The sequence below is a fragment of the Leptotrichia sp. oral taxon 215 str. W9775 genome, from assembly GCF_000469505.1.
In the GTDB taxonomy this organism is placed as follows: Bacteria; Fusobacteriota; Fusobacteriia; order Fusobacteriales; family Leptotrichiaceae; genus Leptotrichia_A.
In genome coordinates this window covers 1-15,999 of sequence record NZ_KI272845.1, presented here as the reverse complement: position 1 = coordinate 15,999, position 15,999 = coordinate 1, and the positions used below count along the sequence as shown (strand labels likewise).

Below are 15,999 nucleotides of genomic sequence, written 5' to 3'. Positions count from 1 at the left end.
AGACAGAACACAAGCACAACTACTGGAAGCAGTAAAGGAGTGAATCTTGGAATAAGTGCAAACGGAGTTCCAAGTTCAGTAACCATAAATGCGAGCAGAACAAATGGGAACAGAGCATTTGTAGACAATCAAAGTACATTTGTTGTTGGAGAAGGAAGCAATCTTCATGTTAAAACAGTTGAAAATACTGGAGCTGTAATTGGTAAGGAAGGAAATTCTACATTTAAGATTGACAGTTATGCTGGAAAAGATATCCAAAATTATGATAAATCATGGTAAAGAAAATTTAAAAAGAGGTGTATACTAATGAACTATTTAAAAAAAATAATTATTTTTTTTCTGATTGGTATCAGTGTAAATTGTGAAGAAATAACTAGAATAAATAATAATGTAAGAGATGATAAAAATTGGTTAAGTATGGAAATAGAGAAAGATGAAAAAATAAAAATATTAAAAACGAAACAAAAATTATCTTTATGTCTTAAAAAATATAATTTATCAAATTTTTTGGTTTCAAATTGCTCCCTTTTGATAGATAAAGATAAAATAAAAGAATTTACTATAAAAGAAGATGAATTAAAAAATTATAGTGATGAAATTAAAAATTTAGTAAAACAATTAGATAAAAAAATGTATTTATCAAAGGGTATATCAGTTATTCCATTTAGAAATACTTATCTTCCTGAAACAACATTTTTTGATAAGATAATTGATTCAGAAGTAATAATATATTTATCAAAAGATTTTAATTATTATTTAGATTTGCATGAATATGAAAAAATGAAAAAAAAGATGGAAAAAATAGATGATTTTCAAGATAAATTAAAAAAAATAGAAAAAGTAGCAGAATACATTTATTCTAAGAAAGAAGAATATAAAACTATAATTAATTTCAATTCTAATTTTAGGATTTATTCAGATTTTCATAAATATTTAAATTTTTCTAAAGAAGTATATTTTGAAGATTGGTTTCTAGATACTTATTACTATTCTTTGAACGAGGATTTAATAAAATTGTATAATTTACTTGAAAATAATAAAAAATAGAAAAAGTTAATACAGAAAAATTTTAAATTAGAAATTGAAAGTGAGAGTTGAATTATAAATTTTCAAATAAATATTTTAAAAGACTGGACTAGTTTCAGTCTTTTTTGTATAATATAAATTGAATTATTATAAAAACTCAAAAATTCCTAATTTGGAATTTATGAAAATATGAAAAATAATTCGTATAAATTAAAATCAAAAAAATGAAAGGAAATAGATATGAGATTATCAAAAGCATTTTTAAAAACGTATAAGGAATCTCCTAAGGAGGCTGAACTGGCAAGTCATCAGCTAATGCTGAGAACTTCCATGATAAAACAGCTTACAAGAGGAGTATACAGCTACCTGCCTTTAGGATACAGAGTTTTAAGAAAAATAGAAAATATTACAAGGGAAGAAATGAACAGAGCAGGAGCTCAGGAAATACACATGCCTGTATTACAGCCTGCTTCACTTTGGGAAGAATCAGGAAGATGGTTTGCTTATGGTCCGGAACTTATGAGAATTAAGGACAGAAATGAAAGAGAGTTTGCTTTAGGGCCTACTCACGAAGAAGTTGTAACAGATATAGTAAGAAATATGGTGTCTTCATACAAAGATTTACCTTTTAACCTTTATCAGATTCAGACAAAATTCAGAGATGAAATAAGACCTAGATTTGGGCTTATGAGAGGAAGAGAATTTGTAATGAAGGATGCTTACAGTTTCCATATTAATCAGGAATCGCTGGATGAAGAATATCAGAATATGAAATCTGCATATGAAAGAATATTTACAAGATGTGGACTTAATTTCAGGGCAGTAGAGGCAGATTCAGGTTCAATAGGAGGAGATTCTTCAAATGAATTCATGGTACTTGCAGAAAGCGGAGAAGATGACATCCTATATGATGACTCTTCAAATTATGCCGCAAATATTGAAAAGGCTCAAAGTATTATTGAGCTGAAGGAAAGCGATGAAGAAAAATTACCTAAGGAATTAGTAAAAACTCCACATGCAAAAACAATAGAAGATTTGGCAAATTTCTTAAATATTCCAAAAGAAAAAACAGTAAAAGCAGTAATGCTGAAAGAAATTACAGAAGATGGGGAAAATTTTGTAATGGCATTAATAAGAGGGGATTTAGATGTAAACTCTGTAAAACTTAAAAATGCAATCGGTGCAAAAACTGAGCTTGAAATGATGACAGCTGAAGATTGTGAAAAATTTGGAATAGTTCCTGGATATGCAGGCTCTTATGAGAAAAAAGAAGGGCTGAAAGTAGTAATAGATGAAACAGTTAAATATGTAAGAAACTTTGCATTAGGTGCAAACAAGGAAGAACACCATTATATAAATGTAAATCTTGAAGATATAGTTTACGATATGGTTTCAGATATAAGAAATGCAAGAGAGGGAGATACTGCACCTGACGGAAAGGGAACTTTGAAACTTGCAAAAGGTATAGAAGTAGGACATATATTCAAATTAGGGGATAAATATTCAAAAGCATTAAATGCCGCAGTTCTTGATGAAAATGGAAAACAGCAGATAATGAAAATGGGATGCTACGGTATCGGAATTTCAAGGGTTATGGCAGCGGCGATAGAGCAGAATAATGATGAGTTTGGTATTATCTGGCCAAAAAATATTGCCCCTTACTTAGTGGATGTAATAATTGCCAATGTTAAGGATGAAGCACAGTCAGTGTTAGGAGAAAAAATATACGAAGAGCTGCTTGCCAATGGAATAGAAGTAGTTTTAGATGATAGAAATGAAAGAGCAGGATTTAAGTTTAAAGATGCCGATCTTATTGGATTCCCTTTGAAAATAGTTGCTGGAAAAAGTGCGGCTGAAGGTAAAGTTGAAATTAAGGACAGAAGAACAGGAGAAAGTACAGAAGTCAAAGCAGAAGACGTATTACAGTTTGTAAAGGATTTTATGAAAGACTAGAAAAAATCTTTATGTAATTAAAGGAGAAAATTATAATGTTTGACAAATTAAAAAAGCTGTTCAAATCTAAAAATAAAGAAGTAGAGCATGATAGCAGTACGGATAGAATCGAGTATACAGAAAAACTTAACTGGGGAATATTGCCTGATAATCCTTCAAAAGTAAGTATGTTTCAAAGTCCTTCCGGAAAGAATCCTAATATTGTTGTAGCAGATTTTCTGTATGATTTACTGACGGAAAAAGGTTGGGAAGTCCACATAATAAACGATGAAGAAGGTATGAAATGGCTATATGTTCCTAAAAATGGATATTATCTTCTTCCATTGCTTAACTGGATAGATCAGGAAAGTCATGAAGGGCTGCTTCAGGTAGCTGCAACAATTCAGATTCATCATAAGGAACTCTTTCCAAATGGTATTTTTGAATATCAGTATGGTGAGTTTTGTGATGGTCTTGCTAAAGGTATTAAGAGTGCTTTTTATAGCTGGGTAATTTTAGACTGGAATGCCCTTGTAGATGCAGCTGATCCGGAAAATGCCAAAAATATGAATCAGGTAATAGAAATGAATTTTGATGACAAGCCACCTGTAAAGAGGCATCTATTTTTTGGAAATATGATTGCTTATCCGAATATTAATGAAGAAGAGGCTAAGAAAAAAGGAATTGATGCAGAACAGTATGCTGATGAATTTTGTCCATGCTGTCTGTTTACTAAATCAATAGAATCTTTTTCTAAGCAGATAAATAATACAGGAAAAAATTATGCGATTAGATTGTTTGCCTTAAAAGATCCTAATGGAGATTTGAGGGCAGATTGCAGAATTAACGGAGAAGAGTATCCTGAAGCAGAAGAAAATCTTAAAAAATATGCTGAAACATGGAAAAAGTCTGATATTATGAAGTTTAGAAAACAGTATGTCATTATTACAGATGTTAAAGAAAATCTTAACTATAAAGAATGGAGAAAAGAATGTCAATAAAAAATATAGTATTTGATCTAGGAAGAGTCCTCATAAAGTTTGAGCCTAAGGAATATACTGAAAAAAATGTTCCAGAGGAAAAAAGGGAAGCCTTCTACAATGGAATATTCGGTAGTGATGAATGGCAGATGCTGGACAGAGGTACCCTTTCTTATGAAGATGCAAAAAAGATATTTAAGGAAAGAGTTTCCGGAGTAGATAAAGAGATCGACAGGCTTTTTGATGCGGATCTTTTTGAAATACTGCAGCCAATAGAAGAAAATGTTAAGTTATTACCGGAACTGAAGAAAAAATATAATCTGTATATTCTATCAAACTTCCATCAGCCTGCCTTTGAGCATATTTTTAAAAAGTATGATTTTTTCAGGTTGTTTGACGGGCATACAGTTTCATGCTACTACTATCTTTTAAAGCCTGAAAAGGAAATTTATGACACTCTTATAGAGAAATTTAACCTTATTCCTGAAGAAACGGTTTTTATCGATGATACAAAAGTAAATATCGAAGCCTGTGAAAAAGAAGGGATAAGAGGAATACATCTTCCTGATTATACTGAACTTGAGCAAAAACTGGAGGAATTTTTAAAATGAAAAATTTAATTGATATTGCCGGAAAAGTTTCAGGTATAAAAAAAATATTTTTAATATTTGTTTTTGTGCTGGTATCAGCTTTTACATTACAGGCGGAAAATCATCAAATTATCATTCCTGAAGCGTTAAAGCCTGGAGATACAATTGGTCTTATCGCTCCTGCAAATTACAAGGGGACATCTGCTGATGCAGAAGTGGAATATCTTCTTAGCAGAGGATTTAACGTTGTATACGGCCGTTCCTATGATTCAAGATGGTATGGATTTGGAGGAACTGACTACATAAGGGCTAAAGATATAAATGATATGTTCGCAAATAAAGACATAAAGGCAATTTTTGCCATAAGGGGAGGATACGGGACTATAAGAATTGTAGACAAACTTGATTATGACCTGATAAGAAAAAATCCTAAAATATTTTCAGGATTTAGTGATTTGACAACATTATTGCTTGCAATCAATGAAAAAACAGGGCTTGTCACTTTTCATGGGCCTATGAGTTCAAATTTTGACAAAATACCTGAAACTACTGAAAATGGGTTTAATAAAGCGTTTACAGACAAACAATCCTACAATCTTCTTGAATTTGATGACAGTTATTCAATAATGAAAAGTGGTAGAGGAGAAGGAAAAATAACAGGTGGAAATCTTTCGCTTGTAGTGGCTTCCCTTGGAACAGAATACGAAATAAATACAGACGGAAAAATATTATTTATAGAGGAAGTAAATGAGGCTACATACAGGGTGGACAGAATGCTTAAACAGTTAAAACTTGCTGGAAAGCTTAAAAATTTAAAAGGTATTATTTTAGGAGATTTTAAAGGTGCCAAAAGATCAGAATTGGATGACATGTCTCTGGAAGATGTTTTTCTGGATAACTTTGGTGACATGAAAATTCCGATAATAAAAGGGTTTAAATCTGGACATGTAAGACCTTTTATTACCGTTCCAATTGGTGCCAATGCTAAAATAGATACATATAAAAATGAAATAATCATAGAAAAATCAGTAAAATAATAAAATTTAAATAACAATATTCTTTTCAGTAATGATACAGTCCATTTTTACATCATGGTATTCTGAAGGAATAAAATCAACTAGCTGGAAATCGTAACATACTCCTATAATTAAGGGTTTGTTGCGATTTTTTCTATTGGTCTTATTATTAAAAATAACTTTACTTAAAAAAGTATCGTAATACCCTCCGCCAAATCCAAGACGATTTTTTGAATAATCAAAAGCTGTTGCAGGAACAATAATCAAATCAAGAATTTTTTCATCATAAAAAATTTCAGATGAAGATTCATAATATCCAAATTTATGTAAAACAAGCTCACTTTTATTGTAAAGATTGATTTTCATATTTCTTTCAGGAAAAGTTTTTGGAATATAAAATTTTTTATTGGGATAAAGTTCTATTAACCTTGTAATTTCAACCTCACTTTTCATATTCATAAAAATCATTATATTTTCAGCTTTCTGAATATAAGTATGGAGATTTTCAATAATGGAATTACTATTTTCTTGAACAGTTTCCTTTGAAAGCTGATTTCTCTGTAAAATCATATTTTGTCGAATTTCTTTTTTTGTCATAGTATGGAACTCCTTTAAATTTATTGATTTTTATTGTATCAGAATAATGGTAATGTTGCAATTGGGAATTTTTAGGAATAGTATTTTTTAAAATTTTAAGATTTAAAAAAATACCCCAATATATATAAAAAAATAGAGAAAAAAATAACTTAACAAAAGCTAAAAATTAGATGTACTATTTATTTGTTGGAGAAAAACTCCATATTAAAAAAAATAATTGTGTTAAAAAATCACTTTTTCTCAAAAACAGGAAAATAAAACTTCAAAATAGAGTGATTTTATAATGAAGGAACATGCTACATCTTTGGAATCTGAGTAATCATATTTACATAAAAAATAGGAGGAAAAAAGTAATGAAGGAAATTTATTTGAGGTCTTACTACGTAAAAGAATACAAAAAAATAGAAAATAGCTGGAATAACTGAAAAAATTAGGAGATGCAATAATTGAAATGATTTCTGCCATATAAAAAACTAATTCAATATTTGAATTTTCAATACTAATTTGACAATCAAAGTTTTATGTGTTATACCTAAAATGAAATGAATTATACCAGTTAATAATTATCTTTAAAATAAAATTAATATAATAAACTTTAATTATAAAGTAGTTGATAACATATATTTTAAATAGGAGGAATATATTATGGCACAAACTTATGATGTTGTAATTAAAGGAACTGGAATGGGAATTGGAGAGCAGGCTCTGATTGATAATCTTATGAATGGATTTATTCATACTCTTGCTCAAAGGGAAAATTTACCTGCTCATATTATTTTTTATGGAGAAGGAGCTAAACTTACTACTAAAGGGTCACCTTGTCTTGAAGACTTAAAGGAACTTGAGAAAAAAGGTGTAAAAATACTTTCATGTGGTATCTGTGTTGATTATTATGAACTTACTGCTCACCTTGAAGTAGGTGGAACAACTACAATGGCAGAAGTTGTTGAAATATTGACTAACAGTAATTTAATTGTCGAACCTTAAAATAATATAACTGAAAAATATAAGCAGGCATGGATAGCTAATGTCTGCTTATTGTTATTTAAAAATATAAAGAAATTGAAAAAATTAAATATAATTTTGAATTTAAATATAAGATGTAGTAAAATTAAGATAGATTTATATAAAATGAAATCAGTAAAGGAGGCTGACATGAATAATAACAGATTTAAGCCATTTTCAACCACTTTAATGGGAAGTATGCCAAGAAGTAAAGAATTACTTGATTTAAAAGAAAAAAGCATAAAAGATGATAAATATGCTGAGGAATATAAGGAAAAAGTATATTTAGAAACAGAAAAGATTATTCAAATGTCTGAAGAAGTAGGAATTGATGTGGTTGTAAGTGGGGAATTGGCGAGAGATAACTATATGAGTTATATTGCAGAACACGTTCCTGGAGTAAAGCTTATGACAATGGAAGATATAAAGGAAATTACAGGAAATACGGAAGAATTCAATAAAAGTCTTGAGGAAATGGATGCGGCAGACAATACAATGAACAGTCCTGTGTGTGTAGACAGAATTTCTACAGATATAGAGCTCAATACAGAAGAAGTTGATATGATAAAAAAATTTTCAAAAAAACCTTTTAAAATGACATTGCCAAGTCCATATCTGTTAACACGTTCCATGTGGATGAAGGAAATTACAGGGAGAGTATATAGTGACCGTAAAGAGCTTGGAAATGATGTAGTAAAGCTTCTAATTAATGAAATAAGACGGCTAGTTGAGATGGGAGCAGGTATTATTCAGATTGATGAGCCGATTTTATCGGAAGTTGTTTTTGCAAGGAAAAAAGGGGATAATTCGTTTTACTGAGGTGCCCTGTCAGAGAAGATCAAGGTTGATCGAGAACTTAAATTTGTAAATGAGTTGCTTGCTCCTGTATTTGCAGAGCTCCGTAAACATGAAAATGTACTGGGGGCAATGCATGTATGCCGTGGAAACTGGACTTGCGATGAAACTGTGTTGCTGGAAGGAGCCTATGACAGGCTTGGGCAGTTTTTTGATTCGCTGGATGTGGATATGCTGGCGCTTGAATTTTCAACATCCCGTGCAGGTGAAGTAAAACAGCTTTTTTCAAATAATTTTCTGGATAAAAAGATAATGCTTGGATTTGGATGTCTAAATCCTAGAAATACAATTGTGGAAACTCCTGAACAGATAGTAAAAGCAACTGAAAAAGTTCTGGATTTTCTTCCGCCTGAAAAAATATGGCTAAATCCTGACTGCGGTTTTGCAACATTTTCTAAAAGACCTCTAAATTCATATGAAATAATAAAGCAAAAAATGTCTTCGATGGTGGAAGCTTCACATATTTTAAGGGAAAGATACTGTAAATAGAAGTTTTACAGGATATTATATCAGGAGTGAGAATGTCTCAGAAGAAATAGAACGCTGGGATATTCTTTTTTTGACAATAAATATTAAAAATGTTATGATTTTCTATACAAATTACTAATAATTGGGGAAAAATATGGCTGATGATAAAAATAAAGATAGAATTTATGAACTTACAAAACAGAGAAATGAGTATATGCAGCAGGGAAAAACACTTGAAGAAGTGAAGGTTTTAAAGGAACTTGCAGAACTTACTGAAAAGGTTTATGGAGAAGAAAGTAATGAAAACATACAAATTTTAAATGAACTTGGTGGAACTTTAAAATATACAGGCGAATTTGAAATAGCTGTCAATGCAATAATAAAGGCAAAAAGAATAATAGAAAAAAACTATGGGAAGGAAATAGTTCCTTATGCCACGTGTAACTTAAATCTTGCAGAAGTTTACAGATTTATGAAAAAATTTGATGAAATTGAGGAACTTTATCTGGAAACAATGGAGATATATCAGAAGAACAATTTACATAATGATTACCTTTACGCAAGTGTATGCAATAATCTTGGTCTGTTTTATCAGGATACAGGAAGATTTCAGGATGCGCTTGATTTGCATAAGAAAAGTCTGGAAATACTGGAAAAATTACCTGAATATAAACTTCAGTATGCCACAACCCTCAGCAATATGGTACTTCCCTATTTAAAAACAGGAGAAAAGGAAAAGTCGGAAGAGGTGCTGGCTAAATCATTGAAGTTAATAGAAAATACTGTTGGAAAAGAACATGGTCTTTATTCTGCATCACTGAATAATATGGCAATTCAGTATTATAATGAGGGAGAATTTGAAAAGGCTCTTAAATATTTTGAAGAAAGTGCTGAAATATGTAAAAAATCATTTGGAGAAAATAGTGGAAACTATAAGAGTTTATTACAGAATATTGAAATTGTAAAGGAAAGATTGGGAAAAAATGAATAATAAAATAAAAGGTATGGAACTGTCAGAATTATATTTTAAAAATGTATATTTACCAGTTCTGAAAAAGGATTTTTCAGATTTATATGAAAGAATGGCGATAGGTCTTGCAGGAGAAGGTTCTGAATGTTTCGGATATGATGATGAAATATCACAGGATCATGATTTTGGGCCTTCATGCTGTGTATGGCTGACACAGGAAGATTATGAAAAACATGGAAGAAAGCTATCTGATGTACTGGAATCTCTTCCAAAGGAATTTATGGGATTCAGGGCTTTAAATATAAGTGATTGGGGAAATGATAGACGTGGAGTTTTAAATATGAATGACTGGTATTATAAATTTTTAGGAATGGAAACATATCCTTCAAATCTATATGACTGGAGACTCATACCGGAAACTGCCCTCGCTGCGGCAACTAACGGAAAAGTATTTGTTGACAATCTGGGAGAATTTACTGAAATAAGAAAAAAATTATCTGAATATTTTCCTGAAGATATACGACTGAATAAAATAGCCACAAGATGTATGAAAATTGCACAGTCAGGACAATATAACTTTCCAAGATGCATGAAAAGGGATGAAATTGTTGCAGCAAGAATGGCTGAAACAGAATTTATAGATGAAGCTGTACATATGATTTATTTATTGAACAGGGTATATAAACCCTTCTATAAATGGTTCCATAGAAGATTGAAAGAACTGCCAATTTTAGGGGAAGAAACACATGTAATGATAGGGAAGCTTGTAAAACTTCCATTTGATGAAATATATAGAAAAGTAGAAATAATTGAAAAAATATGTGCAAATATAATTACAGAAATGAAAAAACAGGGAATTATAGAAGTTATAAAAAGTGATTTTCTACTTGATTATGGTCCGGAAATACAAAAAAGTATAACAGATGAAAAACTTAGGAACTGGAGTCCATGGCTTGATTAGGAGGTAAGCTGAATGAAAGAAAATATTGAAGATGAAGAAAAGGAAATTAAACAGAATATAGTGCATCAAATTATAGCAAGGGAATGGGAATTTTTTCAGTCTGTACACAATACAGGTGGAAGAGCTTCGTGCCAGGATAATTATGAGGAATTTAACATTATGAGAAGCAGCCAGTGGGCAATATTTTCTTTACCAGTATTGCGCAGCTATCTTGATGATTTGATTTTGGCAGGGCACAGAGATAGAAATCCTGTTATGGAAAAATATGCCTACATGATGAAATACAGTGCACCTGAAGAATATGAAGGGATAAAAGAATTTTTACCTGTAATATCTGAACAAAAAGGAGAAATTGTCGAAAAAATTGTAAAAATTTATTTAGAATGGGAATTGGAAATAATGGAAAAGTATCCCGGGATTACAAATAAAGGAAGAAAATTATACTCTGAGTCTGATACGCCAGAGTATACTTCGATAGAAACATATTTAAGGGGAGAACTTCTTTCATATTCAGAAAAAACTTTACAGCTTTATTACGACTATATAAAAAACTGTAAATTTGAAAATAAAAATCTGGCAGAAAAAAATCTTGAAAATATAGTGAAACACAAGGGATATAAGTCATTAGAAGAAGCAGAAAAGAGAAATGTATAGGTCAGAAAAATAAATCAGTTAAAAAAACTTGAAAAAACACTTGACAAATTAAACCAATTGTTATATAATCTAATTCGTGTTAAAGATAATAAGTTTTTGTGCCTTGGTGGCGAAATCGGTAGACGCACAGGACTTAAAATCCTGTGGAATTTTTTTCCGTGCCGGTTCAAGTCCGGCCCGAGGCACCACTTGAAACTATTATCTAAAAAATATTGTCGCGGGATAGAGCAGTCTGGTAGCTCGTCGGGCTCATAACCCGAAGGTCGTTGGTTCAAATCCGGCTCCCGCCACCAAATGCCTAGATAGCTCAGTTGGCTAGAGCATGCGGTTCATACCCGCAGGGTCGAAGGTTCGAATCCTTTTCTAGGCACCATCTAAATAAATTATTAAAGATGTATTCACGGTTGTTTCAATAGTGAATATATTTTATTTTAGGAAAAAGAAAGGAAGTTGAGTTATGATTCACATATTAGCACAGTTTTCAGTTAAGGAAGACAAAGTACCTGAATTTATTGAATTATGTAAAGAACTTGTAAAAGAAAGCCGTCAGGAAGAAGGATGTATTTCCTATAATTTACAGCAAAACAGAGAAAAAGATAATCATTTGGTTTTTGTTGAGCATTGGGAATCAGAAAAAGCTATTGAAATCCACAATGCTACTAAACATTTTACTAAAATTGTTCCAATGTTGGTTGAATTATGTGAAAAAGCTCCGACTATCGAAACATTTAATAATATAGTTTAATATTACTGTAATAAACCTGTCTTTAACAGTGTATAATCATCAAAAAGTTGAAAGAAAATTTTTAATGGTTATATCTGTTTGAAGGCAGTTTTTTTAATAATAATTTTTAAGTGAAAATGCTTGACTTAGAGTGCTCTTTAGGATATAAATTAATATATACATTTAAAAATATAAATCTATAGAAAAAAATAGATAACTGCAACGCAGGTTTCAAAAGATTATGAAATTTTAATGGTTAATAATATTAGAGACTGAATAGAAATAATGCTAATGAAAAGGATTGAGGCGAATGTCTGAAACAGAAAAAAATAAAAGAGAATGGGACAGGAAAAGGGATACATTTATAGCAACTTCCCTGGTTGTAGCCAGCTTTATCTTTCTTGTGGGAACGATAGTTTATAAAGAAATAGAAAAAAATCAGGTTAAGCAATCGCAGAAAGTTGTAAAAGAACCGCAGGTTGAAGATGAGATTGCAAAAATAGAGGAAGAAAAGCTGAGTGATGCGGAAATCGATAAAATTTTACTGGAAGCAAAAGAGAAAATGAAAGATTCCTATGTACAGGCAAAGCCATTGTTTGAAAGAATTCAGGATTATAGAGGTGAAGCTGCTTATTATCTTGGTATGGGTGATTTTGCTGAAGGAAAAGTTGACACGTCACTTGAAAAAATGCAGAAGGCTGTAAAGCTGGGATTTACAAAGGCAATGTACGAACTAGGTAAAATTTACATGTTAAAAAAGAATTACAGTGAAGCGGAAAAATGGTTTCTTCAATCAGAAAAACAGGGAGAGTTGCAGGCGACAGAAAGATTGACGGAAATTTACAATATTGAAAAAAATGATGTAAAGAGAGAGGAAAAACTGTCGGTACTTTCAAATCAGAAGAGAACAGCTTATATGTATGAACTGGGAAAACTATATATAAAAAAAGGAGAATACGTAAAGGCTGAAGAATTGTTTACTAAACTTAAGGATTATGGAATAATAAAAGCGTCAGATAGATTATCTGATATTAAGGAAATTTTAAAGAATGAAAATAAAGGCGAAATGGCAGAAAAAAAAATAATGGAACAGGATAAAAATCTTGAAAAATCAGATGTGGAAATAATTTTTAATGAAGCTCAGAAGATGTTATTTTCAAATCCTGAAAAAGCAAAGACGTATCTAGAAAAAATAGAAAAACATAAAAGACTGGCGGCAGCTTATCTTGCTGAATATTATATGGATAAATTTGATGCTGAAAATACAAAAAAATGGCTGGAAAATGCGGCTAAACGTGGAGAAGTTTCTTCAATGTATGATTTAGGGCGACTTTATGAAGAAGAAAAGAATTATGAAGAAGCAGAAAAATGGTATAAAAAAGCATTGGGAAAAAATTATATGATTCCTTTATCAAGGCTTGGAAATATTTACGAAAAAAAAGGGGATTATAAAGAAGCGGAAAAATGGTATAAAAAAGGTGTTCAAAATGATAACAGGGGAGCTATAAAAAATTTGGCCCTGTTATATGAGAGAGAAGGAAATTCAGAGGAAAGTGAAAAATTACTGATTAAACTTTCTGAAAAGAATGATTTTTTTGGAATGCTGAGCTTATCAGAAAAATATCATAATGAAAAGAATTATGAAGAAGCAGAAAAAATTGATAAAAAACTTTATGAATTAGGTGCTGTTGACAGGATAAATTTAATTGGAAAAGCAGAAGAATATAAAAAAAATTATGAAGAAGCAGAGAAATGGTACTTAATTGGAGCAAATCAGGGAAACATAGAATCCATGTTAAATTTAGGGATTTTTTATGATAAAATAAAAGGTGGAAAAGACAAAGAAAAAGCGGCGGAATGGTATGAAAAGGCGGCAACTTTAAATGAAAGCAGAGCAATGTACCTTCTGGCCCAATTATATCAGCAGGATTTCAATGATATGGGATTAGCCCAAAAATGGTATTTAAGGGCACTTAAAAATGGTAGAATGGATGCAAAATTGAAACTTAAGGAAATAAAAGATAAAGGTTAAAGCAAATTTTTGTAAATCATAGTTTTATAAATTAAGTTTGAAAAATTAATTGACGAGGAAAATAAATGAAAATATTGATAATTAGGTTTAGTTCTTTTGGAGATGTTCTTTTAACAACTCCTGTAATAAGAAAAATAAAAGAAAAATATCCGGATTCAGAAATAGATTTTATAGTTTATGAAGGTTTTTCAGAAGCGGTTTCGCTAAATCCGGAAATTAGAAATTTAATATTATTTGACAGAAAAAAAAGCAAGGATAAAAAATACGTAAATGAAGTAATAGAAAATTTGAAAAAGGAAAAATATGATTTTGTTATAGATCTTCATTCCAAAATTTTATCAAGAATAATAGGAAAAAGTTTATCAGACAGTAAGACGGAATATTTAAGATATAACAAAAGAAAATGGTGGAAGACATTACTTGTAAAAGCTAAGATGATAACATACAATGCAGATTGTACTATTGTAGAAAGCTATTTTACTGCACTGAAAAAACTTAACCTATACTTTGATAGAAACAATATAGAATCAGGAAAAGGTGACGCTTTAGAATTTTACATAGACAAAGGAAAAGAAGAGGAATTTGTAAAAAAATACGATTTAAAAAATGTAGATTATTTTGTATTGGCTCCTGGAGCATCAAAGTTTACTAAAAAATGGCCTTTTTATGATGAATTGTCTAAAAAAATACTTCAAAATACAAATAGTAAAATATTTGTAATAGGAGGAAAAGAAGATTTTGGAGTTGTGAAAGCTGATGAAGAAGGTAGAATAATAGATTTATGTGGAAAAATATCCTTCAAGGAAAGCGGTATAATTCTAAAATATTCTAAAATAGCTATAGTTAATGACTCGGGACCTTTTCACATAGCAAGAGCTGTTGGAAGTGAGACGTTTGTATTTTTCGGACCTACTGATCCTAAATTATTCTCTTTTGAAAAAAAGACACATTTGCTGAATAATCCTGATTGTCCGCCGCATTCATTATATGGGGATGATAAATTTCCAAAAAAATATGAAGATTGCATGAAAAATATAAGTGTGGATTATGTATTTAACAAAATTATGGAAAAATATAGAAAATAAGGAGAAAAATATGGAAAGCATAAAAATACTGGCATTTGAAACTTCATGTGATGAAACTTCAGTGGCAGTAGTTGAAAATGGAAAAAATGTATTAAGTAATGTCATTTCTACACAGATTGATATACATAGGGAATATGGAGGGGTAGTTCCTGAAATAGCCTCCAGACATCATATAGAAAATATAATGCCTGTTTTTACAGAAGCTATGAGACAGGCAAAATGCAGTTTAGATGATATTGATTATATAGCGGTCACAAATACTCCTGGACTGATAGGTTCTTTACTTGTAGGATTAATGTTTGCAAAATCCCTCAGTTGGGCAAATAAAATTCCTTTATTGCCGATAAATCATATAAATGGTCATATATTTTCAAATTTTATTGAAAATGATATAGAGTTACCGGCAGTTTCCCTTGTTGTTTCTGGAGGACATACAAACTTATACTATATAGATGAAATTGATAAAGAAATAAAAATAACATTGTTAGGAGAAACTTTAGACGATGCAGTAGGGGAAACATATGATAAAATAGCACGTGTTCTCAGGTTGCCATATCCAGGAGGACCTGAAATAGACAGGCTTTCCAAGAATGGAAAAGATATACTGCAAATAAAAAAGCCTAAAGTTGAAGAATATAATTTCAGTTTCAGCGGGATAAAAACCTATATAACAAATTATGTAAATAATGAAAAGATGAAAGGTAATACAATATCGAAAGAAAATGTGGCTAAATCGCTTCAGGAAATAGTATCAGAAGTATTAAGTGAAAAAGTACTGAAAGTAATGAAAAATATGAAAGTTAATACAATATTAGTTTCCGGAGGAGTTTCTGCAAATGGAAGGTTAAGGGAGAAATTCAGGGAAATATCTGAAAAAGAAAATGTAAAAGTTATCTTCCCAAAATTGGAATATTGTACAGATAATGCAGCAATGATAGGTTGTGCAGCATATTATGAACTGAAAAATAAAGGGATGTATTTAGATAATACAGAAGATAACTACAAGGTAGATGCTATTTCAACAAAAGGAGAGTGACTAAGTAGTACTTCAATAAAAATGTAACAATTTAAAATTATTTAACAACATTCTATTTATTTAAAATA

15 protein-coding genes, 3 tRNA genes and 1 pseudogene are annotated in these 15,999 nt (G+C 30.6%); 18 read left to right on the top strand and 1 reads right to left on the bottom strand.

Annotated features, from left to right (window positions below; translation table 11 throughout):
* The 6 genes and pseudogenes from HMPREF1984_RS11525 to HMPREF1984_RS05970 form a co-directional block, all read left to right on the top strand.
* Positions 1–279 (top strand): annotated as a pseudogene (locus HMPREF1984_RS11525) (hemolysin); the annotation flags it as partial.
* Positions 280–306: 27 nt separating this feature from the next.
* Positions 307–1,047, top strand: coding sequence for a hypothetical protein (locus HMPREF1984_RS05990; RefSeq protein ID WP_021767030.1), 741 nt, complete (start codon positions 307–309; stop codon positions 1,045–1,047).
* Positions 1,048–1,266: 219 nt separating this feature from the next.
* A complete protein-coding gene (locus HMPREF1984_RS05985) occupies positions 1,267–2,979 on the top strand; it encodes a proline--tRNA ligase (RefSeq protein WP_021767029.1) in 1,713 nt (570 codons plus the stop codon).
* Between the two features lie 35 nt (positions 2,980–3,014).
* A complete protein-coding gene (locus HMPREF1984_RS05980; protein ID WP_021767028.1) occupies positions 3,015–3,959 on the top strand; it encodes a DUF6348 family protein in 945 nt (314 codons plus the stop codon).
* Complete coding sequence (locus HMPREF1984_RS05975) at positions 3,950–4,549, top strand: HAD family phosphatase (RefSeq protein WP_232219688.1); 600 nt, start codon at positions 3,950–3,952, stop codon at positions 4,547–4,549. Before HMPREF1984_RS05980 ends, HMPREF1984_RS05975 begins: the two co-directional genes overlap by 10 nt.
* Positions 4,546–5,565 carry an LD-carboxypeptidase gene (locus HMPREF1984_RS05970; protein ID WP_021767026.1) on the top strand — a complete coding sequence of 340 codons (1,020 nt, stop codon included), beginning with the start codon at positions 4,546–4,548 and terminating at the stop codon, positions 5,563–5,565. Before HMPREF1984_RS05975 ends, HMPREF1984_RS05970 begins: the two co-directional genes overlap by 4 nt.
* 6 nt (positions 5,566–5,571) lie before the next feature.
* Here HMPREF1984_RS05970 and HMPREF1984_RS05965 read toward each other — a convergent pair whose 3' ends face one another.
* Positions 5,572–6,141, bottom strand: coding sequence for a 5-formyltetrahydrofolate cyclo-ligase (locus HMPREF1984_RS05965; RefSeq protein ID WP_021767025.1), 570 nt, complete (start codon positions 6,139–6,141; stop codon positions 5,572–5,574).
* Between the two features lie 645 nt (positions 6,142–6,786).
* Here HMPREF1984_RS05965 and yedF point away from each other — a divergent pair.
* The 12 genes from yedF (at position 6,787) to tsaD (ending at position 15,931) form a co-directional block, all read left to right on the top strand.
* Positions 6,787–7,128, top strand: coding sequence for a sulfurtransferase-like selenium metabolism protein YedF (yedF, locus tag HMPREF1984_RS05960; RefSeq protein ID WP_021767023.1), 342 nt, complete (start codon positions 6,787–6,789; stop codon positions 7,126–7,128).
* A gap of 168 nt (positions 7,129–7,296) precedes the next feature.
* A complete protein-coding gene (locus HMPREF1984_RS11725; RefSeq protein WP_304412279.1) occupies positions 7,297–8,490 on the top strand; it encodes a cobalamin-independent methionine synthase II family protein in 1,194 nt (397 codons plus the stop codon).
* A gap of 133 nt (positions 8,491–8,623) precedes the next feature.
* Positions 8,624–9,460 carry a tetratricopeptide repeat protein gene (locus tag HMPREF1984_RS05945; protein WP_021767020.1) on the top strand — a complete coding sequence of 279 codons (837 nt, stop codon included), beginning with the start codon at positions 8,624–8,626 and terminating at the stop codon, positions 9,458–9,460.
* Positions 9,453–10,400: a DUF4037 domain-containing protein gene (locus HMPREF1984_RS05940; protein WP_021767019.1), complete on the top strand. Its 948-nt coding sequence runs from the start codon at positions 9,453–9,455 to the stop codon at positions 10,398–10,400. Before HMPREF1984_RS05945 ends, HMPREF1984_RS05940 begins: the two co-directional genes overlap by 8 nt.
* Positions 10,401–10,412: 12 nt before the next feature.
* On the top strand, positions 10,413–11,054 hold the full coding sequence (locus HMPREF1984_RS05935; RefSeq protein ID WP_021767018.1) for a DUF4125 family protein: 642 nt from the start codon (positions 10,413–10,415) through the stop codon (positions 11,052–11,054).
* 100 nt (positions 11,055–11,154) lie between these two features.
* Positions 11,155–11,242, top strand: a tRNA-Leu gene (locus HMPREF1984_RS05930).
* Between the two features lie 28 nt (positions 11,243–11,270).
* A tRNA-Met gene (locus HMPREF1984_RS05925) sits at positions 11,271–11,347 on the top strand.
* A 3-nt stretch (positions 11,348–11,350) separates the two neighbouring features.
* Positions 11,351–11,427: transfer RNA gene (locus tag HMPREF1984_RS05920), tRNA-Met, on the top strand.
* A gap of 84 nt (positions 11,428–11,511) precedes the next feature.
* Positions 11,512–11,799, top strand: coding sequence for a putative quinol monooxygenase (locus tag HMPREF1984_RS05915; protein WP_021767017.1), 288 nt, complete (start codon positions 11,512–11,514; stop codon positions 11,797–11,799).
* 289 nt (positions 11,800–12,088) lie between these two features.
* Positions 12,089–13,810 carry a tetratricopeptide repeat protein gene (locus HMPREF1984_RS05910; RefSeq protein WP_021767016.1) on the top strand — a complete coding sequence of 574 codons (1,722 nt, stop codon included), beginning with the start codon at positions 12,089–12,091 and terminating at the stop codon, positions 13,808–13,810.
* Between the two features lie 65 nt (positions 13,811–13,875).
* On the top strand, positions 13,876–14,895 hold the full coding sequence (locus HMPREF1984_RS05905) for a glycosyltransferase family 9 protein (protein WP_021767015.1): 1,020 nt from the start codon (positions 13,876–13,878) through the stop codon (positions 14,893–14,895).
* Positions 14,896–14,914: 19 nt separating this feature from the next.
* On the top strand, positions 14,915–15,931 hold the full coding sequence (gene tsaD / locus HMPREF1984_RS05900; RefSeq protein ID WP_036100011.1) for a tRNA (adenosine(37)-N6)-threonylcarbamoyltransferase complex transferase subunit TsaD: 1,017 nt from the start codon (positions 14,915–14,917) through the stop codon (positions 15,929–15,931).
* The last annotated feature ends 68 nt before the right edge of the window (positions 15,932–15,999 follow it).